The organism is Mycobacteroides saopaulense, assembly GCF_001456355.1.
Taxonomy (GTDB): Bacteria; Actinomycetota; Actinomycetes; order Mycobacteriales; family Mycobacteriaceae; genus Mycobacterium; species Mycobacterium saopaulense.
On record NZ_CP010271.1, the window covers coordinates 1,652,262 to 1,675,841 of the forward strand.

The following is a 23,580-nucleotide window of genomic DNA, read 5'->3' on the forward strand; positions in this document are numbered from 1 at the left end:
ACCTAGTGGGAAACCGCCAAATTCGGGGAAGTTAGGCGCTCCCGGTGTCCTTGAAGGAGACGTCGGCGGCCGACACGTCGTCGATCTTGTACTGCGCGGCCGCCCGAACGGAGGCCTCGCGGTCCAGGGCGCCGTCGTCGGCCAATGCCTCCAACACGGCGACGACGACGGACTCGGCGTCGGTGTTGAAGTACCGGCGGGCGGCGGGCCGGGTGTCGGAGATGCCGAACCCGTCGGCGCCGAGGGTCCGGTACGTGCCGGGCACCCAGGGACGGATCTGCTCGGGCACCGCGTGCATCCAGTCCGAGACCGCCACCTTCGGGCCTTGCGCGCCCTCCAGTGCCTTCGCGACATACGGAACGCCCTTCGGGCGATCTGGGTGGCGCAGCGCCTGATGGTCGACGGCGAGTCCGTCGCGGTTGAGTTCACCCCAGGAGGTGACGGACCACACGTCGGCCGCCACATCCCACTGCTCGGCCAGCAGATCGGCGGCCTTCAGCGCGTCGGGCAGCGACACCCCGGAGGCCAGGATGTGGGCCTGATGCTTGCGCGCTTCGGGGGCCGCCCGGAACTTGTAGATGCCGCGCAGGATGCCCTCGACATCGACGTTCTCCGGCTCGGCCGGCTGCACGTACGGCTCGTTGTACAGCGTGATGTAGAAGTACACGTTCTCGCTGTTCTCGCCGTACATCCGTTGCAGGCCATGCTCGACGATGTGCGCGATCTCGTATGCGAACGCCGGATCGTAAGCCACCACAGCGGGATTGGTGCTCGCCAACAGCAGCGAGTGGCCGTCGGCGTGCTGCAGACCCTCGCCGGTCAGGGTGGTGCGTCCGGCGGTGGCGCCCAGCACGAAGCCGCGGGCCATCTGGTCGGCGGCGGCCCACAGGCCGTCGCCGGTGCGCTGGAAGCCGAACATCGAATAGAAGATGTACAGCGGGATCATCGGCTCGTCGTGGGTCGAGTACGCCGTGCCCACCGCAGTGAACGAGGCGGTGGATCCGGCCTCGTTGATGCCCTCGTGCAGGATCTGTCCCTGGGCGCTTTCCTTGTACGCCAACATCAATTCGGCATCCACCGAGGTGTACAGCTGGCCGTTGCGGTTGTAGATCTTCAACGACGGGAACCACGAGTCCATCCCGAAGGTGCGGGCCTCGTCGGGGATGATCGGAACGATGCGGTTGCCGATGTTCTTGTCGCGCAACAGTTCTTTGAAGGTGCGGACCAGCGCCATGGTGGTGGCGACTTCCTGCTTGCCCGAGCCCTTCTTGATCGAAGCGTAGGTCTCCGAACCCGGCAGCGTGAGCGGGCGCGACTTGGTGCGACGCGAGGGCACGAAGCCGCCCAGCGCGCGGCGCCGGTCCAGCATGTACCGGATTTCCGGAGCCTCGGGGCCGGGGTGGTAGTACGGCGGCAGGTAGGGGTTCTCCTCGAGCTGTGCGTCCGAGATCGGGATCCGTTGCTTGTCGCGGAAGTCCTTCAGGTCGTCGAGCGTCAGCTTCTTCATCTGGTGGGTGGCGTTGCGGCCCTCGAAATGCTTGCCGAGCGTGTAGCCCTTGATGGTCTTGGCCAGGATGACCGTCGGCTGGCCCTTGTGCTCGGTGGCCGCACGGTAGGCGGCGTACACCTTGCGGTAGTCGTGGCCGCCGCGCTTGAGGTTCCAAACCTGAGCGTCGGTAAGGTCTTTCACCAGTTCCTTGGTGCGCGGATCGCGCCCGAAGAAGTGCTCGCGGACATAGGCGCCGTCGTTGGCCTTGTAGGTCTGGTAGTCGCCGTCGGCGGTGGTGTTCATCAGGTTCACCAGTGCGCCGTCGCGGTCGGCGTGCAGCAGGGCATCCCATTCGCGGCCCCACACCACCTTGATGACGTTCCAGCCGGCACCGCGGAAGAAGGACTCCAGCTCCTGGATGATCTTGCCGTTACCGCGCACCGGGCCGTCGAGGCGCTGCAGGTTGCAGTTGACGACGAACGTCAGGTTGTCCAGGCCCTCGGTCGCGGCGATGTGCGCCAGGCCGCGCGATTCGGGCTCGTCCATCTCGCCGTCGCCGAGGAATGCCCACACCCGCTGATCGGAGGTGTCCTTGATGCCGCGGTCGCGCAGGTAGTGGTTGAACCGCGCCTGCATGATCGCGTTCATCGGCCCCAGACCCATGGAAACCGTTGGGAATTGCCAGAAGTCGGGCATGAGTCGCGGGTGCGGGTAGGAGGGCAGGCCGCCGCCGGGGTGGCTCTTCTCCTGGCGGAACCCGTCGAGCTGATCGGTGGTCAGCCGGCCTTCCAGGAAGGCGCGCGCGTAGATGCCGGGGGAGGCGTGCCCCTGGATGAACACCTGGTCGCCGCCGCCCGGGTGGGCACTGCCGCGGAAGAAATGGTTGAACCCGACCTCGTAGAGGGCCGCGGAGGACGCGTAGGTCGAAATGTGGCCGCCCACACCGACGCCTGGGCGCTGTGCGCGGTGCACCATGATCGCGGCGTTCCAGCGGATCCAGGCACGGAATCGGCGCTCGGTGTCCTCGTCGCCGGGGAACCACGGCTCGTTCTCGGTGGCAATGGTGTTGACGTAGTCGGTGGACGTCAGCGCGGGGATGGCCACACGGCCGGCGTTCGCCCGTTCCAGGAGCCGCAGCATCAGGTACCGGGCGCGTGCCGGACCCGAGCGCGCCAGCAGGCCGTCAAAGGACTCCAGCCACTCGCCGGTCTCGTCGGGGTCGATATCCGGCAGATATGACGCGACGCCCTCGCGGATCACTCGCACACGTTCGGATTGATTTGAGGCGCTTGAATTTCCGGCCAGATCCTGGCGTGCGAACTCGGTGGTCAACTTTTCTGCTCCTTAGGGGTGGGGGTGCAGATCTCAGTCACGATCAGATCGGTATCCCCATCGTGCCCCAAGTCACTTGCTACTAGCGAGTCTGGTCCAGTCATAGTGTTCGGAGCTATCTCAGCGGGTACCGTCGTGACATGCGTATCGCGGCGCTGTTCATCGCGTTGGCGGCCATCTGTGCCGCGGCCGTGGCGGGCTGCACCGTGACCACCGGAGGGCGTGCGTCGGCGCCCAGCGAGTCGGTGTCGGAGTACCGCACCTATGTCTCACAGTCCATCGAGACGTCTCGGTCCGAGGAATCCAAGCGTCTGGAGACGTCGCGGGCCCAGGCCCAGTCCGATGCGTGTGAGACGTTCGCGATGACGTCCAACGCCGCCGTTTCCGCGGGCAACGACCTGATCTCCATCATGAACGACGAGGGCGGCTACGGATCGAGCGCGGAGGCCAAGGTGGGGCCCGTCATCAACGCCCTCAACACCAGCGCCGGCCAGATCGACTCCATCAAGGCCAACGCCCAGACCGACGAGCTGCGCGATGCGCTGACCCAGTACGTCGAGCAGTCCCGAAAACTCGCCGGAGCGTTCGACAATCGGTTGACTGCCGGCAATCTCAACTCGGTGGTGCGGACCTTCAACGACGCGCGAGAGCGCGCCGGGAAGATCTGCGAACCCCTTCTTCAGACAAAAGGCCGATAGTGCCTGACGAGGGTTGCCATTGGCATGCGACGATGTGAGCATTCATCCCATGTGCGCAAGCACGCACCTGTGAATAAGGAGGGGCCGAACGGTGGTCGCGGCGGCTGACGCCTCGAACTATGCCCGCAAGTTGGGCATCCAGCGTGATCAGCTTGTGCAGGAGCTGGGCTGGGATGAGGACACGGATGACGAAATCCGGGCTGATATCGAGGACACGTGCGGTTCGGAGCTTCTGGACGAGGACTCCGACGATGTCGTCGATGTTGTCCTGTTGTGGTGGCGAGATGACGACGGCGACCTGGTCGACGCGTTGATGGACGCCATCACTCCACTGGCTGAAGACGGCGTGATCTGGGTGTTGACGCCCAAGACCGGCAAGCCGGGCCATGTGCAGCCCTCGGAGATCGCCGAATCGGCACCGACGGCAGGCCTGGTGCAGACATCCTCGCTCAATCTGGGGGACTGGAGCGCGACGCGGTTGGTGCAGCCCAAATCATCCCGGGGCGGGCGGCGATGAGCGCTCGTGCGAAGAGCAGAAGGTCTCGCTGATGCTGCCTGTCGGCACCCCCGCACCCGATTTCACCCTCCGCAACCAGAACAACCAACAGGTCAGCCTGAGCGATTTCCGTGGCAAGAAGGCCGTGCTGCTGGTGTTCTTCCCGCTGGCCTTCACCGGCGTCTGTCAGGGCGAGCTGGACCATGTGCGCGATCACATCGGCGACTTCGAGAACGATGACGTGCAGATCATCGCGCTGTCGGTGAGTGCAGGGCCGATCCACAAGATCTGGTCGAGCTATAGCGGCTTCACCTTCCCGATTCTGTCCGATTTCTGGCCGCATGGAGCCGTCGCCGAGGCGTACGGGGTGCTCAACGAGAAGGCCGGATATCCCAATCGCGGGACTTTCGTGGTGGATGCCGACGGAATCATCCGATTCGCCGAGATGCTGGACCCGGGGCAAGCCCGTGACCAGGGGGGTTGGGTAGAGGCGCTGGCCGCGCTACATTCGTGAGCTGATTCCTACGTCGGCGACGACGTGGACCGGGCGTGTAGCTCAGTGGTAGAGCTCTGGTTTTACACACCAGCGGTCGGGGGTTCGAAACCCTCCGCGCCCACCAAATCTCTGTGCTGGTCATTGCGCTTGGCCGTCCGCCCCGGGCCGGAGGCGGTGGACGATTCCCGCGGTTCGTGTGCCGGACACCGACTTGTTCCTTGCTGGTTGCGCGACATGACTACCGTTCGCGCGTGCGAAAAGCCGCCACAGTGCTTTGCCTGACCCTGGCCCTTGCCGGCTGCGGCTATGGTCGAGTGAGAATGGCGCCGCACCCTCTCATGCTGTCGACTGTTATCTCGTGCAGCCGTGCCGCGTACACCGGGGCTCCTTACTACGTACAGCTGCGCGATCCGGCAGATCGTCCTGGGCTATGTGCAAAGGCCCTCAAGATGCTCACGCCTCGGCAGTTCCAGGAAATCCCTGGCCTCACGCAGCACTGCGTGTTCAGCCGCGATGAGTCGATCCGACCCAAACACACGGTCGTGTCCATATACAGCGACCAAACCCCGGCGAGCATCAACGCCGCACGACTCGCCTGCCTGAGCACAGGCCCACACCCTGCGTAAGGCCCTGGCGTGCAGGCTCCACGCCCGCCAAATCTCTGCGTTCAGTCCAGATCGGCGAGCGCTTTGCGCGCGGCGTCGAGTTCGGCCTCAAGTGCAGCCACCTTAGCGGCCTGCTGGCAGCGTGCTTCCTCGATGACAGCATCGATCGGGGTGGACAGGTCCTCGTGTAATTCCTTGGCCGCGCGAGAGACGGCGGCTGCCGCGACGGCGAGATTGCGAGCCAGGTAGGAGCTGCCCTGCTTGAGCTCGGCGTGCCATTCGCCGTCCGCGGTTCCGGTGACGGTGAGAGTCAGCTGCAGAGTCTTGGTCCGCTTGCCCGCGGTCTTCTGGCCGGTTGCCTTCTTCGGCTTCTCCTCGGCAGGGATCTCGGGGGCCGGCTCGTCGGAAATGGCGGTCTCAGCGGGCAGTAGTTCTGTTGCCGGACTGTCGATGGTCATCGTCACGGTGAGAGCTCCTTCTTAAGTTTCACGCGCAGTGGAGAGCGATGACAGCCATTAGAACACACGTTCGATGCCAGGTTGGCGGGAAGCTCCCGGAGTGTCGCGAATACCAGTTAGCGGGCAAACGTCTCACCGTTGCTTTCCAGCAACCTTCATTGCGGCTCGGCGCCGCGATTTCGCCCGCCATGCCGGTGATCGCCGGCTGTGTTTTCGCAGATCCGGTATCGGAGTGCGCCCCGGTGGTCTCGCGGTGTCGAATCTGGCTGTATGTGCCAGCCGCAGTTGCGCCGGAAATGTTTCCTGTGGCCACGCCGGCTTTCCTTGGGGGTGATTCCAGTTGTCTCCGCAAAGTTCGCGATCTTGAAGGCGCAAACTGTGACGAATTGGTCTCTGTGTTGACAAGAGAAGGTCTCGGCCCTAGATTCTCCAGCATTGCCATGAGATGTGTTTTCGCAGTAAATAGCATCACAAGGCATTGCCTACGAAGTAGGTGCGCGAACGGGGGTCCGGCCGCAATGGGTCAGGACGAGACACGGAGGGGTTCGGTTTCATGAAGTTGCCAGATTTGGCACGTCGAAGCTGCATCGCTGCAATCGCAACATCCATGACGGTTGCGACGACGATCTTTCTGGGAGCCTCTGTGGCTGCCGCGGATCCGCAGGGGATGCCGGACCAGTACCAGCAGTTCGTGACGGACGATGGTTGGACGGTCGGTTTGACGCTGACCAATGAGGTCATCGATCACATCGACAACATCGCTGGTGCGAGCAACTCATGGCAGGCGCGAGTGTCCTACCGTGCAGAGGCGACCATCACGGGTTCGGGGTCGGCTGTGATCCAGGATGCGCAGTTGGAGACGGGGTACTTCGTGGGTTGCCGGACTGACTCTTCCTCGGGTGTGGAGTTGGGTGGCGACCTCGGCTTGACGCTCTCTCAGCAGGTGTTCGGCCAGGGCTACGGCGGTGGCTACGGACAAGGCAGTCAGAGTGGCGGTGGCGGCGGTGGCTTCGGTGGTGTGTCCGGAGGCGGCTCGTTGGGCGCCCAGGAGCACATCGGTGGATACATGCGCGTGCTGCTCAAGCCGGGTGGCTTGGCCCAGTTGCCGATGGACCGCATCAATTTCCGGAACATGCGTGCGGTTTCTCAGGTGCGCAATCAGAACGTGGAGGCCGATGGCTGTGGCGGTCAGGTGAAGATCCAGTCCTTCGCGACATTCCGGATCCGCACCGAGAACGGCAATGACACCCAGACCATCTACGGCGAACCCAAGGACCTGTGATGACTATCCGTACTCGTGGTGCCGCGTTGTTGGCCGCGCTGTCGTTCGTTTTTGCACTTGTGATGGGTTCTGCGCCAAGGACTCTGGCAGATCCGATCCAGCCGCCGCCTCCGAAGCCGATCCCGTATCCGGTGGCTCAGCCCGACGATCTTCCGCGTATAGCCCCGATCGGTGGGGCACAGGTGAAGACGAACACGCCGTTGGGCCTCGGGCCGGGGACGGGCCGGCCGTTGGCGGCCGGACGCGAACGCTCCAACGTCACCATCTCGCCATCACCCACCGATGGCACGCATCTGCCGACGGCGATCGCCGGCAAGGACGTGGTTCTGCACCTGCCTCAGGAGCGTGAGCTCACGCCGGCGCAGTGGGGAGACGGCGGTTCGGCCACCTTTACCTCTCGCGATACCGATTACCGGATTTCGCCATTCGCCGGGGGCGGTGTCGATGTGAACATCATCCGGCGCACCATCTTCACGCCGGAGAACTTCACCTTCGGCCTGCGGGTTCCCGAGGGCACCCACGTGCGTCAGGGCAGCAATGTGGTGTTGGTCGAGTCCGACGCCGCGCCTGGTCTGCCTGCGACGCCGATCGCCACGTTGTCGGTGCCGGTCGCACGTGACGCCAAGGGCAACCCGGTACAGGTGAACCCCGTGATTCACGGTGACTACATGTATCAGCAGTCCAACCTGGCGCTGGATCTCGGTCCCGCGGACATCTTCGCGTTCCCCATCACGATCACGCTGTCTTACCGGGCCTCGTCGATCCCGGCGAGCGGCCAGCTGGCCAGCGACTGGGAGGGACTGCCCGAAGGTGGTGGCCCGCCCGAGGCGAAGAAGGCTGCGCAAATCATCGGTGCACCAGGGGATTACGTGGTAGATCCGGGTGGTCAGTACCGCCCGGGGAACGTCGATCCGGTGCTGTACGGCCAGCGGCACGCTGACCGGTGCCTGTCCGGACCCAACGAATTCCGATCCGAGGACGGACGCACCGCTGACTTCTGGAGCTCATGCCAGCGCCAGGCGATGTGCCTGGATGTCACGCCCGCGCAGATGTCGGTGGATGTCTGCAAGAACCAGGCCTTCGCGAACATGTCGGCGCAGTGCACCGCAACGTTTGGGCAGACCGGGCCCGACTACGAGGCATGCCTCAACGTCGCCAACGGTCATGCGGCCTGGTCCAAGGAGAACTTGCTAGGCGGCGGGCTCTGCCAACCAACCGGCCCGGGTACCAACACCAGGTTCTTGCCCTCGAACAACAACCGTTATTGCAGTTGACCAGCAGGGGAAGCAGCTGATGACACCGGTGAAGTCGCATGGGTCGCGTCTGACCGTCAGTTTGCGGCGTGCCTTGGTTGTTGTGGCGGTTGCCGCCATTGCGGTGTCGGGTTGGCAGCTGATCAACACCGTTTCATCAGGCGTTGGTGTGCTGGGGTTGCCTGGCGCAACGGCCGATCCGACTGGCCCGCCCGGGCCAACAGGTGATCCGAGTGGCGCCAATGGTGGTCAATTTCAGCCCCCGGCTCCTCCGGCGCAGATGCCCGACTACCGAGGTGGGATCAACCAGCCGCCGTTGGATCAGAACAACGGGATCTCGATCTACAACACGGGCGCTCAAGGGGCGCCCCAGCAACCCGATCAGCAAGGCGCGCAACAAGGGGATCGGGGCCAACAGCCTCAGCACGGGACTCAGATTCCCGATTATCAGTCCGCGACGCCGTACACGCAGGGCCCTGGCCAGGCCAATCCAGATCATCAAGCGCCGCAACAAGGTAACCCGCCTCAGCAGGACCAGCCACAGCAGGGGCAGCAGAACCGGCCACAGAATAGGCAGGATCAAGACACTCGGCAGTTCGACCAGCAGCAGCGCCAACAGCAATGTGAGTCTGCGGCCCAGTACTACGGAATTCTTGAACAACTGCGCAGCTTCGTAGCGTCAGCGTTGGGTGGGGCTGGGTCTGTGTTTCAGCAGCCCAGCCGCAAATTCACACCGGCTGACCAGTGCAACTGCGCTCCTCGGCAAGGCGGACCCCAGAAACAATCGCCGGAGACGGGGGACAGCCAAACGCCACCTACTGACGAAACCAGGCAGAACAAATGCCCGGAGACTGGTCCGGACGGAATGGTAAATCTGCCGTCGCTGGAAAGCCTAAACAAGGGTTCTGAGTACCATTTAAAGCCAAATGCGGCAAATATCGCCCGGGTTGTAGCGAACCTCTTCCCGGATGTCCCGAAGATCGGTGGTTGGCGGCCGCCTGACCCGCCGTACAACGAACACGTATCGGGTCGGGCCACCGATATCATGACCTATGAGAATATGCAGCTGGGGCAGAAGATAGCCGACTATCTGGTGGCTAATTCACAGTGCTTCAGTATTCAGTGGGTTATTTTCAACCAAAAAATTTGGAATGCTAGTACTGGCAAATGGTCTCCGATGGACGATCGCGGTAGTCCAACGGCCAATCATATGGACCACGTGCACGTAAACTCCTTATAGAACCTCGGTTGGTAGTGCGTAGAAGGGCGGGCAATGTGGAAATCAAGCGGGTAGGGGCGATGGCCGGCGTCGCCGCAACTGCTGGTCTGGGTGTTTTCCTTATCGTGGGCTGCGAGACGCCGGGCAACAAGAGCCCGATGAATGAGCCGACATCCGTATCGCCTGTAGAAACTCCCCGGGTGGCTCAACCTGGGGCGACAGTGTCGCAGGCTGCGCACCCACCGCTTACCCGCGTAGAAGGGGAAGCGAAGCTACGTATTCCTCATGAAAACTATTCGGGCGAAATAGCTTCTGGTTGGTGGACCGGTACGCCCAACGCCGGCGGTAGCTGCACGTACGAAACATATCTAGACCGAGAAGTTGGTGAAGAACTAGACGAGTCAGGTACCAGTAAGGCCCCTGAAGTCGTCAAGTTCCGAATACACCCCATCGGTGGTTCCGTGAAACTCAGTGGAAACTGCGTTTGGACTAAAGACCAGTAATACTTCTACCGTCGAGAAACAATATAGGTACAGTTGATGATTTCAAAAGTTTGTAGCTCTTTGTATGCTGCTAGAGCTGTTTCTGTTCTGCCCGTTCTGATTCTTGGGACGGCGTGCGGCGGGCCCCCTGAATCTCCGTCTTCTACGGTCGCTGCGACGGCTTCTTCTACCAAGCAGGAGCTGACCGATTTCGCGGATATCGCGGGTCAGTTTCCCTCGCCGGGATCGTTGACGGCCAACGGTCAGGCCGAAGCTCCGGTCGGAGGGTGCGTGAACTTGGGTGGTGAACTGGTCAATGCCTCGCTGACCGTGGTGGATTGTGGTTCGGCGCAAAACACATACCGCGTGGTCCAGCGGGTCAACGTTCCACAAGAGTGCGGGGATACAGATCGCTCCTACTACCACAATTCGAAGGCCTTGGGCCAGTACACCGCGTGCCTGGACCTTGCATGGGATAAGTCGTCGTGTATCAGCCTGGGCCAGCCCGTCACCAAGGTTTCGTGTAACGACACGGCGGCACCAAACCGGATCAAGCCGCTCAAGGTGATCCTGGGCACCACGACTCTGGATGGCTGCACGGACGGCGGTTACGCGCATCCCCAACGCCGGTTCACCATATGCACGGAGACACAAAAGTAGTTTCCTTTGAGTTATCTGCGCTCCAATCAATTTTGTATCTAGTTAGGCTTATCCGATGATTCGGGCACCTCGTTGGATGCTGGCCGCGATGTGCGCGGCGACGATGTTGGCATCGGGATGCACAGCTGTCGTCGACGGCGACGCTGTTGCCACCCCCGGCGAGGAAGGCAAGCGGCTCACCAACCCGAAATGCAGCGAGGTGACGGTGCCGCTCCTGGAAGTGCCGTTGGACAACGATTCCGAGCCGCGAGTTGAGGTTCCGCAGCCCCCGGGTTGGGAACGTGTCCAGCGGTTCGAGAGTGGCATCGTGCGGGTCTATCTGGCGGCTCCGGACCTTCAGGCCAACGGGTTTGTCCCGAACACCACGGTGGCCATCGCCAACCTGACGGGCAAGGCATCCACCGAGGATGCCGCGTTCGCCACCGAACGGGCGGGCTTGGAGTCGTTCGGGGTCACCGATCTGGTCGAGGCTCCGGGCAGCATCTGCGGGTATCCCTCAACGACGATGACCTACAACATGGGGCTAGGGAACATCCCGGTGCATCGCCTGACCACCACCGTGGTGGCGGTCAAGAATGACAACAAGATGTTCACGGTAGGGGTGTCCGTGCAGGCGCTGGACGATACTGTTCGTGGTTTTGACAGTGCCCGCGAGACGATCCTGGCGGGCTTGCAGGTGAGCCCGCCTGCTACATCCTGATATCGGTTGGTGGAGAGGCCCATTGGGCGTCAATGATCGTGGTGTGTTCCGGTAGCGGTGGTCGGTAGCTTTTGTCATGTGCCATGCGGTCGGCGACGCTCGCGTGAATCCAGGCGCCGTCGGGGATGCGGCGACGGCGGAACGTCAACAGCGCCCAGAGCCAGCTGACCCGATGGATCTCGCCCATGGCGTAGTTCGGTTCAACCGAGCAATACCGTTGGTATTTCTCGGTATTGAGTATCAGCCCGTGTTCGGCTGCGCCGTCGATCACCCACTTGAGCGCTATATCGGAAAGCCTGTCGTCGTCGGCGTAGTCGCCCCCGATGTCGGAGTGGATTCCGGCGAACCACGCCTCGTCGACAAGCCGTTGATCGCCGAGAAACTTGATGAGGTACTCGCGATAGGGGCGGCGCCTTTCATCGATGGCGACCGCGTGACGGCCTGCCTCGGCATTGGGAACGCTTGGTGCATAGGGCCATTGCATGCTGCGTTTGAAGATGCCGGGAGCGCTGACGGTGTCCCAGAGTCCAAGGTAGGCGATGGGAATGGCGAACTTTCCGTCCTCGCGACGAGCCACGGTGCGTGAGAAGGAGTGCAGCTGGTCCCACCGCTCGGGAGACCAGCTTTGGCACGACTGCGCATACAGGCTGACGGCATAGGGGACAAGGTTCTGCGAGCCTGGGCGCAGCATGCCCACCGAGTTGAGTAGCCCGGCAAGACCTCTCGCGCAGAATGCGCCGCGGCTGAATCCGAAGATGAAGATGTGATCTCCCGGCTGCCACCGTTCGATCAGATAGGTATAGGCCTGAGCTAGCTTGGCGCGCAAGCCAACCCCGAACGCGATAGCCAGCGTGCGGGCGACGAACTGACCCACTGGGGCATACGTTCCGATGGCAGGATCGGTGCCGACACCGGGGTCGTAATAGGAGATCTGACGGTCCGTCAGATCGTGGACCACCATGTCGTAGCCGCGAACCACATTCGTGTTTCCCGCTGCGCGGATCTGATTACCCGTGCCGTCGAAGCAGATGACGATGTTCTTGGCCATCGCCATTCGATGTTAGTCCTCGCCGTCGTACGGCTTCGGGTCGTACGGCGAGGCATGCGGATTCTGGTAGGCGACGTGCTCCTCGTTCCACACTCCGATGACGGCGGGGGACACCTTGGGCAGCGGACCGATGAGCTCGTTGCCGTTGTCGAGGCTCACCAGGAACTCCGGGGTGAAGTGCTGGTCCTCGTCTTCCTGGTGATGCTGGCCGGCGGCACCGGGAGTCATCATGGTCGGCGGCTGGGCAATGCCCATGCCCGACATCGGCGAAGCTGTGGGTGTGGCTGAAAGCCCCATGCCGGCGCCTGCCGTGTAGGAGCCGGCGATGATCGGTCCGGCGGCGAGGGGACTGATGTCGTCCTTCTCGTCCTTCTTCTCATCCTTGTTGGTGGTCGGCTTACCCCATCGGCCGATGCCATAGGTGCCCGGAACCGAGCCGGTGTTGGGGCCGGTGGCCGTGGTGCTGCCACCCGACGAAGGCCGAGTGTTAGCACCAGCGCCTGCTCCGGCGGCAGCTGCTGCCGCGGCGGCAGGGCCGCTACCGCCCGCTCCGGAACCACCACCTGCCGCACCCGCGGCGGCCGCTGCCGCGCCCGCGGCGCCAGCTCCGCCGGAAGCCGATGCTTGCGATGGGTCTGCTGCTAGAGCAGCGGCCGCAGCCGCACGCACTGCAGCTTCGTCGACGGGTTTGATCTGGTCGGGCTTGATGTCCTTGCCTGTGCCCAAGTTATGGGAGGAAGCAGTGTTGACTGCTGCCGCTGCCCCGTCGCCGAACTGTGGCGCTGCTGGGAGACTAGGGATGCCTGAACCTGCCTGCTGCGAAACAGGAGACCAGACATTCCGCATGATCATGCGGGCCTCATCCTGTTTTTGCTGGGCCAGCGCTTGCTGGGCGTAGTACTGCTCGTAGGCGGCCTGTGTCTTTACTTGAGGTTCGTGTACTTGAACTACCTCAGGCATCAGCCCTTTGATCTGCGTCATCGCCGTTTCAACCTCGGCGGGCTTGGTAGCCATGAGTGACATGCCGTCGCTGACCTTCTCGGCGTGGCTCTTGTAGTCGGAGATTGCCTGCTTGGCAGCTTCAGCACCTTGGCCGGTCCAGCTGCCATTAATAGCTGTATCCAGCGAGCTCTTGAAGTTGTCGAGTGCTGACTTGAACCCAGTAGCCAGCTGCTCCCACTCGCGTGAGACTGTCAGGGCGGACTCTGAGTCGAACGCGTCCGAAGCTTCCTTCAGCCGTGCGTGGGCCCAACCTCCGAAGTCTTCTACAGGGATATTGGCTGACTCCGTACCGCCATCGATGTTTGCCCCGTGCAGTCGCTGCTTCGCATAGACCACTTCACGTTCGCGGTTGCCCCTCGTCCAGTCGTCTTCATCTCCGCTCATGGCAGCTCCTTCTTCTCGTGGCTCACAGGTCTGCTATTAGGTTCTGACGTGGCTGGCGTCGATCTGGTTCCATGGTTTTGAACTTTCTTCGACACGCTTGGCACGTCTATCAGTAAGGGAAGTACGGCATGAACGCCTCGATGTTTGCTTGTGCAGCGGCCAAACAGTCGGGGTAGGGTGCAAAACCGTTCAGTCCATCAGTGACCAAGACTCCGTATACGCCGGTCGATGCTGCTACATCGATCGCACACCCATCTTTGCGCGGTGGGGCAGATACGTAGAAGCTGAGTGCTTTTCGGCCATTGATCTCGAAATCGCGATAGCCCCAATGAGTTGCGTCTTGCCTGTCGGTCTCAAGGGTGTAGTTCGAAGCTGACACAGAAAGGTAGTACCCAGATTGTGCTCGGTACTTACATAGGTAGTTTTCAACACCAGCACCGTTGATTGAATTTGGTTCTGGCGGCCGTGAGTCGAGTTGTTGTTGTGCTATTACGCGTGCTGGAATCTCGTTGCATGGCTCGTATGTAATACGAGTGTGGCCCTTGCTGTTCGTCGGTAGGGGTGAGGTTACGGGTACGCCCGATATGGGCGACCCACACGCGGTCAAGACGACCACGGCGTAGCCCAGCGCCAATCTGCGAATCAACATGCTGGGCTATTTACCGAACCCGCCATAAGAGTTCGCGTTGCCGTGGTCCATCCGCTCGTACGCAGCCCTGAGCGCGACGAAGAGCGTCTTCATTTCCTCGGTCCGATCAATGTGCGACTGGAAGGTGTTCTCTGCGCTGTTGGCATCCCCAGCCGCCTTCGCTTGAAATTTCCTTGCTAGCTGCGCGCCGGAATCGAGATGCTGTTCAGCAAATCCGAGCTTCCGCTGGCTGAGCGCCTCGGCATCATGCTTGAGGCTCTTAAGACCGTCCATGTAGGCGTCGCACGCGGTGAGGATGTCTCGGAACTGCTGTGGGTTGAGGTGTAGCACCAGGCCGTCTGCATTTGCGCTGTTTGTCAGATTGTCTAGCGACATCGAGCCCCCTCAGATCATGGCCGGGTTTGGCCAGGTGAGATTCATCGTATGTGTATAAGACGTCGAGCGTCCCCGATCGGTTCCATCGAATTTAGGCCACCGTTTCCGCAGGTCTAACCGTCTACCCGCCCCAGCGCCTGCGCACTCCGGTGTACCGCCAGCCCAGGGCTGCCAATGCCCAGGTCGCGATGAACAGTGCCACAATCACGTAACCCATCGCGGCCAGGTCCAGCCCGCCCACCGCGGCCAGCGGCCCCGTCGTGATGTCCAGCTTCTCGGTGAGAATCGAAATGATCTCCTGCGCCCCGATCAGCATGGCCACTGCCACCGAGAGCCCGGTGATCACCAGGTTGTAGTAGATCTTGCGCGCGGGCTCCTGGAACGCCCAGTCGTAGGCGAAGTTCATCAGCGATCCGTCGAGCGAATCGAACAGCGACATCCCGGCGCTGAACAGGATGGGCAGCACCAAGATCGCGTACCAGGGCAGCCCGGTCGCCGCGGCCCCACCGGCGATCACCAGCAGCGACACCTCGGTCACCGTGTCGAATCCCAACCCGAACAACAGACCCACCGGGTACATCTGCCACGTCCTGCGAATCGTCGCCGTCAACGGCCCGAATAGCCGGTTCAGGCCGCCGCGATTGGACAGTTCGCGTTCCAGGGCCGCCTCGTCGACCTCGCCGCCCCGCATCCGCTTGGCGATTCGGTAGATGCCGATCAGCGACACCAGGTTGAGCAATCCGATGAGCAACAGGAACGTTCCCGACACGGCCGTCCCGAACAAGCCCGTCCACTGCTGCAGCGACGAGTTCTCATCGGAAACGTTGGCCGCCAACGCCTTAACGCCGAGCGCCAGCAGCCCGACCATGATGAACACGATCGACGAATGTCCCAACGAGAACCAGAAACCTACCGACATGGGGCGGCGCCCATCTGCCACCAGCTTGCGGGTGGTGTTGTCGATGGCCGCGATGTGATCGGCATCGAAGGCGTGCCGCATGCCCAGCGTGTACGCCGTGACACCCAGCCCCACCCCGAAGACGCTGCCCTGCACCGTGAAATGTGCGGGCGCCACCAGAAGGACCAGCATGCCCCAGCCGAGAACATGCAGGGCGATCACCGCGACACTCATTCCGATGACGCTGCGTCTCTGACCTGTATCCAGACGACGCCACGCATTGAGTAACGGCACGACTGCGAGCCTAGACGACCGGCTTGCCCATTCGCTCGCGCAATCGCATGTCCCAGATGAGCACCGCATACGACAACGTCCACAGCGGCGCGGGCACCACCCGATCGGCGACCCGCAGCGCGCCCAGCAGCGCATCGAAGCGCCGCTGATCACGATCCGTCCACGCCACCTGCAACAGCTCCCGGAACTGCGGGGGCAAAAACCCTTTGGTCGCAAACAGATTGAACCGGCCGGCCATGCTCAACGGCCATGGCAGCATCTTGAACGACGCCACACCCAACAGATGTTCACGCACCGGCGCATCGATGCGCAGCCCGTCCAGCGAGCGTTTCCAGTAGTCGTTGAACGCATCCCGGTCCTGTGGCCATGCCTCGGGCCGCACCTGTAGCGCCGTGCCGATGCGCGCGCCGTCCCGGTAGATGGCATCTGCGGTCTCATCGTCGAGCGGACCGTGCAGCGACTCGTACGCCTGCACGTAGTACTGATACAGGCAGGCCGCCACCCACAACTGCAGGTCCGGATCGAACGCGTTGTATTTCACCGGGCTCGCGGGCGTCGAGCGCACCCGGCGGTGCACCGCGTCAACCCCGCGCTTCATCACCTCGCGATCGCGGCGGCTGCCCATCGTGGCGACCGCCAGAAACATCCCGGTGGTGCGCGCCCGTTTGAACGGGTGCTTGTAGACATTGCCGCTGTCGACGGGGCTCTCCAGCACTCCGTATCCGACACCCGGGTGCGAAAGCTGCATGATCACGTTCGAGGCAGGCAACAGCAGCGAAGCGGGGTTGACCAGATCGACAAGCCTGGCAGGGGAGTGCTTCATTGCACAGCAAATTCTATAGGGTGTTGGCGTGTCGCGCCGAGGATTTCGCGCCGCGGGTATTGCCCTCGGTTATGCCCTGGACCGCCGCTTCGGTGACCCGCAGCGATTGCACCCGGTCGCCGGATTTGGCCAGGTCGCTGGCGCGTTGGAGGGGTACACCTACCGCGACTCCAGGCTTGCCGGCGCAGCACACACCGCCGCCCTGCTGACGGCCGTTGCCGTTACCGGCTGGGGCGCCGAACGCGCGGCGCGTCGATCCCCGGTGGCCACCGTTGCCGTGACGGCGGCCGCGACCTGGGCCACCCTCGGCGGGACGTCTTTGGTCCGGGTGGGTGCCGGCATGTCCGAACACCTCCATGACAACGACATCGACGGGGCCCGCGCGCTGTTGCCATCGCTGTGCGGCCGGGACCCGAGCCTGCTCGACACCGCCGGCATCGCCCGCGCCAGCGTGGAATCGCTGGCGGAAAACACCTCCGATGCCCACACCGGGCCGCTGGTCTGGGCAGCGCTCGCGGGTGTCCCCGGGGTGCTGGCCTATCGCGCGGTCAACACCCTCGACGCGATGATCGGCCACAAATCAGACAGGTATTTGCGATTCGGTTGGGCGGCAGCACGGTTGGACGACGTGATGAACCTGCTTCCCGCCCGGGTCACCGCGCTGGCCACGGCGGTTGCTGCGCCGTTTCTCGGGGGCTCGGCGGTCGCCGCGCTGCGTGTCTGCCTGCGCGACGGGCGAAGCCATCCCAGCCCCAATGCCGGCGTCGCGGAGGCGGCCTTCGCCGGTGCGCTCGGTGTGCGTCTGGGCGGCCCCCTGCGATACCCGTACGGCGAGGAGACACGGCCGGTGCTCGGTAATGGCGCACCCCCGCGGATCGGGGATATGCATGAGGCGGTGCGGCTTTCGCGTGCGGTCCAGCACGTGACGGTGGTTGTCGCGGTGATCGCGACCCTGCGTCAGCGCCGTCCGTAGCGGTCGGCCATCCGTTCCTCGGTGGTCTGCGGCACCCCGGGTCTCGCTGCTTTCGCCGCCGCGGTCGCCGCGCGGCGCTGCCTGATCTCGGAGAACACGAAGTAGCCCAAACCAATCGGTGCCAGAATTCCGAAGGCGATCCACTGGATCCCATAGGATAGGAACGGTCCGGCGTCCAGCTGCGGCAGCGGAATCGCGCCCAGGCCGCCGGGCTGATTCTCGGACAACTGTAGATAGGGCCCGGCCAGTGGAGCCTTCAGCAGCGTCGACACTTGTTCCGGAACAATCGAATAGACCTGGTATTGACCGTTTTCCAGGAATGGCGCCTTGTCCGACTGTTGTTCGGGCTCCCGCAGCCGTGCGTTGAGGGTCACCTGTCCGGTCGGCGCCGTGGGTATCGGTGGCACGCTGGTGCCCTGCTCGGGGCGGACATAGCCGCGGTTCACCAGGATTGCGGGTCCACCATCTACTTGAAACACCGTCAGCGCCTCATAGGCGGGCTTGGCGTCGACCACCCGGAGCCGGGCCAACACCTGCTGATCAGGCAGATAGTGGCCCGTCGCCGTCACCCGGCGCCACTCGGAATCTTCGGGCATCGAATAGTCGGCTCGCAGCTCATCTTTGAGCGGCACCGGATCGGCGCTCACCGACTGGGCGATCCGGCTGTTCTCGCGCGAGGTCTTGGTGTTCTTGCCCAGCTGCCATGGCGCCAACACCGTGAAGCACAGATACGCGAACGCGACGACCACCAACGCCAGGGCAATCCATCCCGGGCGCAGCAGAAACGCGAGCTTTCGCATCAGTTGTTCCCACGCTCCGCCAGGGTGTGGTCCACCCATTCGTGCAGGCCGGGCATCGCCGCCTCGATGACCGACAGCACGTCCACGAAGTCCTCGCGGGTGCCGTAGTACGGGTCCTCGACATCCATCGCGGCCCGGCTGGCCCGCGGATCGAAGGACCGCAGTAGCCGCACTCGTTCGGGGTCGGCGCCCAAGTGCAGCAGCATCCGGGAGTGGTTGCGCGCCAAGGCGATGATGAGGTCGGCGCTCAGATGATCGTCGTCGACCTGGGCCGCACGGTGATCCGTCGGGTAGCCGTACTCGGCCAGCACACTGGACGCGCGTTCGTCGGCGGGCTGCCCGGCATGCCAGTCCCCGGTTCCCGCGCTGGTGACCCGGACGCGATCGGCAAGTCCGCGCTCGGACAGCTGGTGGGCCAACATCTTCTCGGCGATGGGAGAGCGACAGATGTTTCCGGTGCACACGAAGGTGACATGCAGCTCAGACATGTAGCTCCTCCAGCAACTGCTGCGGGGTGCTCACGCGCCCGATGATCCACTCAGCCAGCTCACCCGGATCACCTTCGAAATCGGTTGCTCCGTAGCCCCAGTCGACGACGACGGTACCGATCCCGTGCGCAGCCGCACCCTCCACATCGTGCACGCGGTCACCGACCATCACCACGCCGGTCGATGGGACCTCGTCGAGCTGGGACAGCGCGTGCTTGATCACGTCGGCCTTGCTGGACCGGACGCCGTCCGGGCTGGCACCGGCGATCACCTGAAAAAACTCGGCAAGCCCGAAATGCTCCAGGATGCGTGCCGCGATGGGCTCGGACTTGGACGTCGCAACGACCATGGGCACTCCGGCCTCACGCAGTCGGGTCAGTACGTCGCGAATACCGTCGAACATCTCGTTCACCGCCCAGCCGCGTTCGCCGTAGTCGGCGCGGTAGGCGGCGATGGCATCGTCGGCGCGTTCGCCAAGGCCCATGGAGCCAAGTGTGATGTGCATAGGCGGCCCCACCACCCGCGACGCGATGTCACCCGTGGGTTCGGGAGCTCCGACATGGCTGAGTGCGTGGCGGAAACTGGAGACGATCCCCGGTGCGGAATCGGTCAGGGTGCCGTCGAGATCGAAGATCACCAGCATCGGAGGAGCCACCCCCCTACATTAATGTCGAGCTATGAGTGGGTCGACGGAAGCCAGGAGAGCGGCTGCGCGCTATCACGGCGACCAGGCGCTGACACCCGGCGTCCTGGACTTCGCTGTGAACGTACGCGCCGCCGCGCCGCCGCAGTGGCTGCGCGACCGGCTCGTCTCCCGTGTCGATGAGCTTGGTAGCTACCCGACCCGGGCCGACGAGGAACGCGCCGTGGCCGCGATCGCCGAACGCCATGGCCGCGCGCCCGATGAGGTGCTGCTGTTGGCCGGCGCCGCCGAGGGCTTCGCCATGCTGCCCCGGTTAAGCCCACACCGGGCCGCCGTGTTCGCACCCGGGTTCACCGAGCCCGAAGCCGTCCTTGCCGAGGCGGGCATCCCGATCGATCACGTGGTGCTGCCGCCGCCGTTCACCCTTGATGGTGGCACGGTCCACGACGACGCCGACCTGGTGGTCATCGGTAACCCCACCAACCCGACCTCGGTGCTGCACACCCGCGAGGACCTTCTCGCGTTGCGGCGCCCCGGGCGAACCCTGCTGGTCGACGAGGCCTTCATGGACGCGGTGCCCGGTGAGCCGCAGTCGCTGGCCTCGCAGCGGCTACCCGGCCTGGTGGTGCTGCGCAGCCTCACCAAGACCTGGGCGCTTGCCGGGTTGCGCGCGGGCTACGCCGTCGGTGATCCCGAGATATTGGCCAGGCTTGTGCAGGGGCGTGCCCATTGGCCGTTGGGCACCCTGCAACTCGAAGCCCTTGCCGTCTGCAACACCGCCGAAGCGGTGGCGTATGCGGCGGAGGACACACGCCGTCTTGTCGCTACCCGGCGGCGACAGGCCGACGCATTGCGCGGACTGGGGCTGACCGTCACCGAAGGGGCCGCGCCGTTTCTCCTGGTGGCTGTGCCCGATGCGGACCTGATGCGAAAACACTTGGAGACCAAGAATATTACCGTCCGTCGCTGCGACACTTTCGTGGGTCTGGAAGGGGACCATCTGCGGGTGGCGGTGCGATCTGAATGGCCCGAGCTGGTGCAAGCGATGAAGGAGATTCTGCAGTGAGTGTGCGGCTCACAGACATCATCGGCGTGCTCGACGACGCCTATCCGCCGGCATTGGCCGAATCATGGGATTCGGTGGGCTTGGTATGCGGTGATCCCGACCAGCGCATCGACGGCGTGACCGTTGCGGTCGATGCGACTACCGCGGTGCTCGACGAGATGGACGGCGCCGCCTCTCAGCTGCTGCTCGCCCATCATCCGCTGCTGCTGCGGGGTGTGGACACGGTGGCGGCCAGCACCCCCAAGGGCGCGTTGATCCATCGCCTCATTCGTTCCGGTGGTGCACTGTTCACCGCGCACACCAACGCGGATTCGGCCAGCCCCGGGGTTTCCGACGCGCTGGCCGAGGCGCTCGGATTGACCGTCACTTCGGTGCTGGCCCCGCAGTTCGCCGACTACGACAAGTGGGTGGTCTTCGTGCCCACCGAATCTGCGGATGCGTTGCGGCGCGCCATGTTCGACGCGGGTGCCGGGCACATCGGCGCCTACTCCGACTGCTCGTGGCACGTCACGGGCACCGGACAGTTCCGGCCGCTGGAGGGCTCCGACCCCACCATCGGTGCACACGGTGTGGTGGAACAGGTGGTCGAGGACAGGGTGGAGATGGTGGCACCGTCACGGTTGCGCTGCGAGCTGTTCGCGGCCATCAACGCCGCCCACCCGTATGAGGTGCCGGCCATTGACGTGTTGCCCATGGCCCCCGCGCCCGCGGGCACCGGACTGGGCCGCGTGGGTGTACTGCCCGCACCGGAGCCACTGCGGGACTTCGTGGCCCGGGTCGGCGCCGCGCTGCCGGAAACCGTGTGGGGCACCAGGGCGGCCGGTGATCCAGATGCCTTGATCCAGACCGTCGCCGTCTGCGGTGGTGCGGGCGATTCGATGCTGAGCACGGTCGTTCGCTCCGGTGTCGACGCGTACGTCACCGCGGACCTGCGGCACCATCCCGCAGATGAGCATGTCCGGGCAAGTAGCGTTGCACTGGTCGACGTCGCTCACTGGGCCAGTGAATTCCCGTGGTGCGCGCAGGCGGCGCGGGTGATCGACAACGAATTCGGGGCGAAGCTGCCGATACACATCTCCCCGGTGCGCACCGACCCTTGGACGCTGGGTTGCCCAGAGAAAGAAGAGCAAGAATGAAAGCCAATGTGGCACAACAACGTCTATTGGTGGATCTGGCATCGGTGGATGCCGAATTGACACGCGTCGCGCACCGGCGTGCGAATCCGCCGGAACGCCAGGAACATGCAGAACTGCAGGCGCAGCAGCGGACCATCTTGGACGAGGTGGGCGCACTCGGCATCGCCCTGGAGGACCTGGATGATCAGGTGGCCAAGCTGGACGCGGAGGTGACTGCCGTGCGTCAGCGCGAGGATCGCGACCGCTCCCTGCTCGCGTCGGGCAGTGCCAACGCCAAGGAACTCACCGAGATTCAGCACGAACTCGGCACCCTGGAGCGTCGTCAATCCAGCTTGGAGGATTCCGAGCTGGAACTGATGGAGCGCCGCGAGGAGCTACAGGGCCAGCAGAACTCGGCACAGGCCAACGCCGACAAGATCGCCGAGCGGATGGCCGAAATCGAGCGGATCCAGCGCGCGGTCGCCATCGACACCGACGCCGAGGAGAACCAGCTACGGCAGCGTCGTGACGGTCTGACCTCGTCCATCGACGGTCCGCTGCTGGAAACCTATGAGCGGCAACGCCGTTCGGGAGGCCCCGGGGCGGGCTTGTTACAGGGCAACAAGTGCGGTGCGTGCCGGATAGAACTGGACCGCGGCGAGCTGGCCCGGATCTCGGCGGCCGACGTCGACGAGGTGCTGCGGTGCTCGGAGTGCAGCGCGATTCTGGTGCGCCCGTGAAGGTTCTTGTCGAGGCGGACGGCGGTTCACGCGGCAATCCGGGATTGGCCGGGTACGGCGCGGTGGTGTTCTCCCCGGATCACGAGACGGTGCTGGGGGAGGCCTGTGAGGCGATCGGCCACGCCACCAACAACGTCGCCGAATACCGGGGTCTGATAGCGGGACTGGCCGAGGCAGCACGACTGGGCGCCACCGAGGTGAACGTCTCGATGGACTCGAAGCTCGTCGTCGAGCAGATGTCCGGACGGTGGAAAGTCAAACATCCCGACCTGATCACGCTGTATCAGCAGGCGGTGACCGCCGCGATGCAGTTCGAATCCGTCAGCTACAGATGGATTCCGCGGGAACGCAACAAATATGCCGACCGGCTGGCCAACGAGGCGATGGACCGTGCCAGCGGCATCGAGCCCAAGGCCGCCAAGAAGCCCAAGGAAACCGCGGAAGCCAAGGAATCCAAGCCCGCGGACTCCGCTCCGGGTTGGACAGGTGCGCGCGGCAAGCCCACCCGAATGCTGTTGCTGCGTCACGGACAGACCGAGTTATCGGTGCAGCGCCGGTATTCCGGCCGGGGAAATCCCGAGCTCACCGCACTGGGCCGCGAACAGGCCGCGAACGCCGCCCGTTACCTCGCCAGCCGGGGCGGTATCGCGGCCGTCATCAGCTCGCCGCTGGGGCGCGCCACGCAGACCGCCACCGCGGCGGCCGATGCGCTCGGTGTTCCGCTGACGGTCGATGACGATCTGATCGAAACCGACTTCGGCAAGTGGGAGGGCCTGACCTTCACCGAGGCGTCCGAGCGTGACCCGGAGCTGCATGCCCAGTGGCTCGGCGATACCTCGGTGACTCCGCCGGAGGGGGAGAGCTTCGACACCGTGCACCACCGGGTGCGGCGCGCGCGCAACCGGATCATTGCCGAATACGGTGGCGCAACGGTTTTGGTGGTCTCACACGTCACACCGATCAAGACGCTGCTGCGCCTGGCACTGGATGCGGGCCCGAGCCTGCTGTACCGGCTGCACCTGGACCTGGCGTCACTGAGCATCGCCGAGTTCTATTCGGACGGTCCGGCATCGGTGCGACTCGTCAACGAGACCTCGTATCTGACTTAGGCT

At 63.9% G+C, this 23,580-nt stretch carries 24 protein-coding genes and 1 tRNA gene; 14 read left to right on the top strand and 11 right to left on the bottom strand.

Annotated features, from left to right (window positions below; all coding sequences use genetic code 11):
• Nucleotides 1–31 precede the first annotated feature (31 nt).
• Nucleotides 32–2,821: a pyruvate dehydrogenase (acetyl-transferring), homodimeric type gene (aceE, locus tag MYCSP_RS08280; RefSeq protein ID WP_088413577.1), complete on the bottom strand. Its 2,790-nt coding sequence runs from the start codon at nt 2,819–2,821 to the stop codon at nt 32–34.
• A 140-nt stretch (nt 2,822–2,961) separates the two neighbouring features.
• On the opposite strand from aceE, the gene MYCSP_RS08285 reads away from it, so the two are divergent.
• The 4 genes from MYCSP_RS08285 to MYCSP_RS08300 all read left to right on the top strand — a co-directional run bounded on the left by MYCSP_RS08285 (nt 2,962) and on the right by MYCSP_RS08300 (nt 4,635).
• A complete protein-coding gene (locus MYCSP_RS08285; RefSeq protein ID WP_070911049.1) occupies nt 2,962–3,519 on the top strand; it encodes a hypothetical protein in 558 nt (185 codons plus the stop codon).
• Nucleotides 3,520–3,610: 91 nt separating this feature from the next.
• Complete coding sequence (locus tag MYCSP_RS08290) at nt 3,611–4,036, top strand: DUF3052 domain-containing protein (protein ID WP_070911048.1); 426 nt, start codon at nt 3,611–3,613, stop codon at nt 4,034–4,036.
• A 31-nt stretch (nt 4,037–4,067) separates the two neighbouring features.
• The gene (locus MYCSP_RS08295; protein ID WP_070911047.1) at nt 4,068–4,529 is read left to right on the top strand and encodes a peroxiredoxin; all 462 of its coding nucleotides are present in this window, start codon (nt 4,068–4,070) and stop codon (nt 4,527–4,529) included.
• 31 nt (nt 4,530–4,560) lie between these two features.
• Nucleotides 4,561–4,635 (top strand) — tRNA-Val (locus tag MYCSP_RS08300).
• A 543-nt stretch (nt 4,636–5,178) separates the two neighbouring features.
• On the opposite strand, the gene MYCSP_RS08305 is transcribed toward MYCSP_RS08300, so the two are convergent.
• The gene (locus tag MYCSP_RS08305) at nt 5,179–5,580 is read right to left on the bottom strand and encodes a DUF6319 family protein (RefSeq protein ID WP_083017878.1); all 402 of its coding nucleotides are present in this window, start codon (nt 5,578–5,580) and stop codon (nt 5,179–5,181) included.
• A gap of 547 nt (nt 5,581–6,127) precedes the next feature.
• Here MYCSP_RS08305 and MYCSP_RS08310 point away from each other — a divergent pair.
• The 5 genes from MYCSP_RS08310 to MYCSP_RS08330 all read left to right on the top strand — a co-directional run bounded on the left by MYCSP_RS08310 (nt 6,128) and on the right by MYCSP_RS08330 (nt 11,170).
• Nucleotides 6,128–6,856, top strand: coding sequence for an MspA family porin (locus MYCSP_RS08310; protein WP_088413578.1), 729 nt, complete (start codon nt 6,128–6,130; stop codon nt 6,854–6,856).
• Nucleotides 6,856–8,130 carry a hypothetical protein gene (locus tag MYCSP_RS08315; RefSeq protein ID WP_083017902.1) on the top strand — a complete coding sequence of 425 codons (1,275 nt, stop codon included), beginning with the start codon at nt 6,856–6,858 and terminating at the stop codon, nt 8,128–8,130. Before MYCSP_RS08310 ends, MYCSP_RS08315 begins: the two co-directional genes overlap by 1 nt.
• A 19-nt stretch (nt 8,131–8,149) precedes the next feature.
• Nucleotides 8,150–9,349, top strand: coding sequence for a hypothetical protein (locus MYCSP_RS23705; protein ID WP_133054145.1), 1,200 nt, complete (start codon nt 8,150–8,152; stop codon nt 9,347–9,349).
• 518 nt (nt 9,350–9,867) lie between these two features.
• The gene (locus MYCSP_RS08325; protein ID WP_456080954.1) at nt 9,868–10,470 is read left to right on the top strand and encodes an LppU/SCO3897 family protein; all 603 of its coding nucleotides are present in this window, start codon (nt 9,868–9,870) and stop codon (nt 10,468–10,470) included.
• A 103-nt stretch (nt 10,471–10,573) separates the two neighbouring features.
• Nucleotides 10,574–11,170: an LpqN/LpqT family lipoprotein gene (locus tag MYCSP_RS08330; RefSeq protein ID WP_083017900.1), complete on the top strand. Its 597-nt coding sequence runs from the start codon at nt 10,574–10,576 to the stop codon at nt 11,168–11,170.
• Here the strand turns inward: MYCSP_RS08330 and MYCSP_RS08335 are convergent.
• The 6 genes from MYCSP_RS08335 to MYCSP_RS08360 form a co-directional block, all read right to left on the bottom strand.
• Nucleotides 11,160–12,218: a DUF2235 domain-containing protein gene (locus MYCSP_RS08335; RefSeq protein WP_088415530.1), complete on the bottom strand. Its 1,059-nt coding sequence runs from the start codon at nt 12,216–12,218 to the stop codon at nt 11,160–11,162. The genes MYCSP_RS08330 and MYCSP_RS08335 overlap by 11 nt on opposite strands.
• Nucleotides 12,219–12,230: 12 nt before the next feature.
• A complete protein-coding gene (locus MYCSP_RS08340) occupies nt 12,231–13,604 on the bottom strand; it encodes a WXG100 family type VII secretion target (RefSeq protein ID WP_083017870.1) in 1,374 nt (457 codons plus the stop codon).
• Between the two features lie 109 nt (nt 13,605–13,713).
• On the bottom strand, nt 13,714–14,253 hold the full coding sequence (locus MYCSP_RS08345) for a DUF3558 domain-containing protein (protein ID WP_083017868.1): 540 nt from the start codon (nt 14,251–14,253) through the stop codon (nt 13,714–13,716).
• A 6-nt stretch (nt 14,254–14,259) separates the two neighbouring features.
• Nucleotides 14,260–14,628 carry a hypothetical protein gene (locus tag MYCSP_RS08350; RefSeq protein ID WP_083017866.1) on the bottom strand — a complete coding sequence of 123 codons (369 nt, stop codon included), beginning with the start codon at nt 14,626–14,628 and terminating at the stop codon, nt 14,260–14,262.
• Between the two features lie 121 nt (nt 14,629–14,749).
• Nucleotides 14,750–15,793, bottom strand: coding sequence for a Nickel transporter NicT (gene nicT / locus MYCSP_RS08355; protein WP_207565784.1), 1,044 nt, complete (start codon nt 15,791–15,793; stop codon nt 14,750–14,752).
• 37 nt (nt 15,794–15,830) lie between these two features.
• Nucleotides 15,831–16,643: an oxygenase MpaB family protein gene (locus tag MYCSP_RS08360; protein ID WP_083017862.1), complete on the bottom strand. Its 813-nt coding sequence runs from the start codon at nt 16,641–16,643 to the stop codon at nt 15,831–15,833.
• Between the two features lie 28 nt (nt 16,644–16,671).
• Here MYCSP_RS08360 and MYCSP_RS08365 point away from each other — a divergent pair, with 28 nt between their 5' ends.
• Nucleotides 16,672–17,616, top strand: coding sequence for a cobalamin biosynthesis protein (locus MYCSP_RS08365; RefSeq protein WP_083017860.1), 945 nt, complete (start codon nt 16,672–16,674; stop codon nt 17,614–17,616).
• Here MYCSP_RS08365 and MYCSP_RS08370 read toward each other — a convergent pair.
• From MYCSP_RS08370 to MYCSP_RS08380, 3 genes are read right to left on the bottom strand one after another with little or no spacing between them, the layout of a single operon-like run.
• On the bottom strand, nt 17,601–18,416 hold the full coding sequence (locus MYCSP_RS08370) for an SURF1 family cytochrome oxidase biogenesis protein (protein WP_088413581.1): 816 nt from the start codon (nt 18,414–18,416) through the stop codon (nt 17,601–17,603). The genes MYCSP_RS08365 and MYCSP_RS08370 overlap by 16 nt on opposite strands.
• On the bottom strand, nt 18,416–18,904 hold the full coding sequence (locus MYCSP_RS08375; protein ID WP_070911031.1) for a low molecular weight protein-tyrosine-phosphatase: 489 nt from the start codon (nt 18,902–18,904) through the stop codon (nt 18,416–18,418). The genes MYCSP_RS08370 and MYCSP_RS08375 overlap by 1 nt, the downstream gene beginning before the upstream one ends.
• Nucleotides 18,897–19,547 (bottom strand): HAD-IA family hydrolase, encoded by a 651-nt coding sequence (locus MYCSP_RS08380; protein ID WP_070911030.1) that lies wholly within the window; start codon nt 19,545–19,547, stop codon nt 18,897–18,899. The genes MYCSP_RS08375 and MYCSP_RS08380 overlap by 8 nt, the downstream gene beginning before the upstream one ends.
• 34 nt (nt 19,548–19,581) lie before the next feature.
• On the opposite strand from MYCSP_RS08380, the gene cobC reads away from it, so the two are divergent.
• Genes cobC through MYCSP_RS08400 form a run of 4 tightly spaced genes read left to right on the top strand, consistent with a single transcriptional unit; the run spans nt 19,582 to nt 23,577 of the window.
• Nucleotides 19,582–20,613 carry an Rv2231c family pyridoxal phosphate-dependent protein CobC gene (gene cobC, locus MYCSP_RS08385; protein ID WP_088413582.1) on the top strand — a complete coding sequence of 344 codons (1,032 nt, stop codon included), beginning with the start codon at nt 19,582–19,584 and terminating at the stop codon, nt 20,611–20,613.
• Nucleotides 20,610–21,749 (top strand): Nif3-like dinuclear metal center hexameric protein, encoded by a 1,140-nt coding sequence (locus MYCSP_RS08390; RefSeq protein ID WP_088413583.1) that lies wholly within the window; start codon nt 20,610–20,612, stop codon nt 21,747–21,749. The genes cobC and MYCSP_RS08390 overlap by 4 nt, the downstream gene beginning before the upstream one ends.
• A complete protein-coding gene (locus MYCSP_RS08395; protein ID WP_088413584.1) occupies nt 21,746–22,468 on the top strand; it encodes a zinc ribbon domain-containing protein in 723 nt (240 codons plus the stop codon). The genes MYCSP_RS08390 and MYCSP_RS08395 overlap by 4 nt, the downstream gene beginning before the upstream one ends.
• The gene (locus MYCSP_RS08400; RefSeq protein ID WP_088415531.1) at nt 22,465–23,577 is read left to right on the top strand and encodes a bifunctional RNase H/acid phosphatase; all 1,113 of its coding nucleotides are present in this window, start codon (nt 22,465–22,467) and stop codon (nt 23,575–23,577) included. Before MYCSP_RS08395 ends, MYCSP_RS08400 begins: the two co-directional genes overlap by 4 nt.
• The last annotated feature ends 3 nt before the right edge of the window (nt 23,578–23,580 follow it).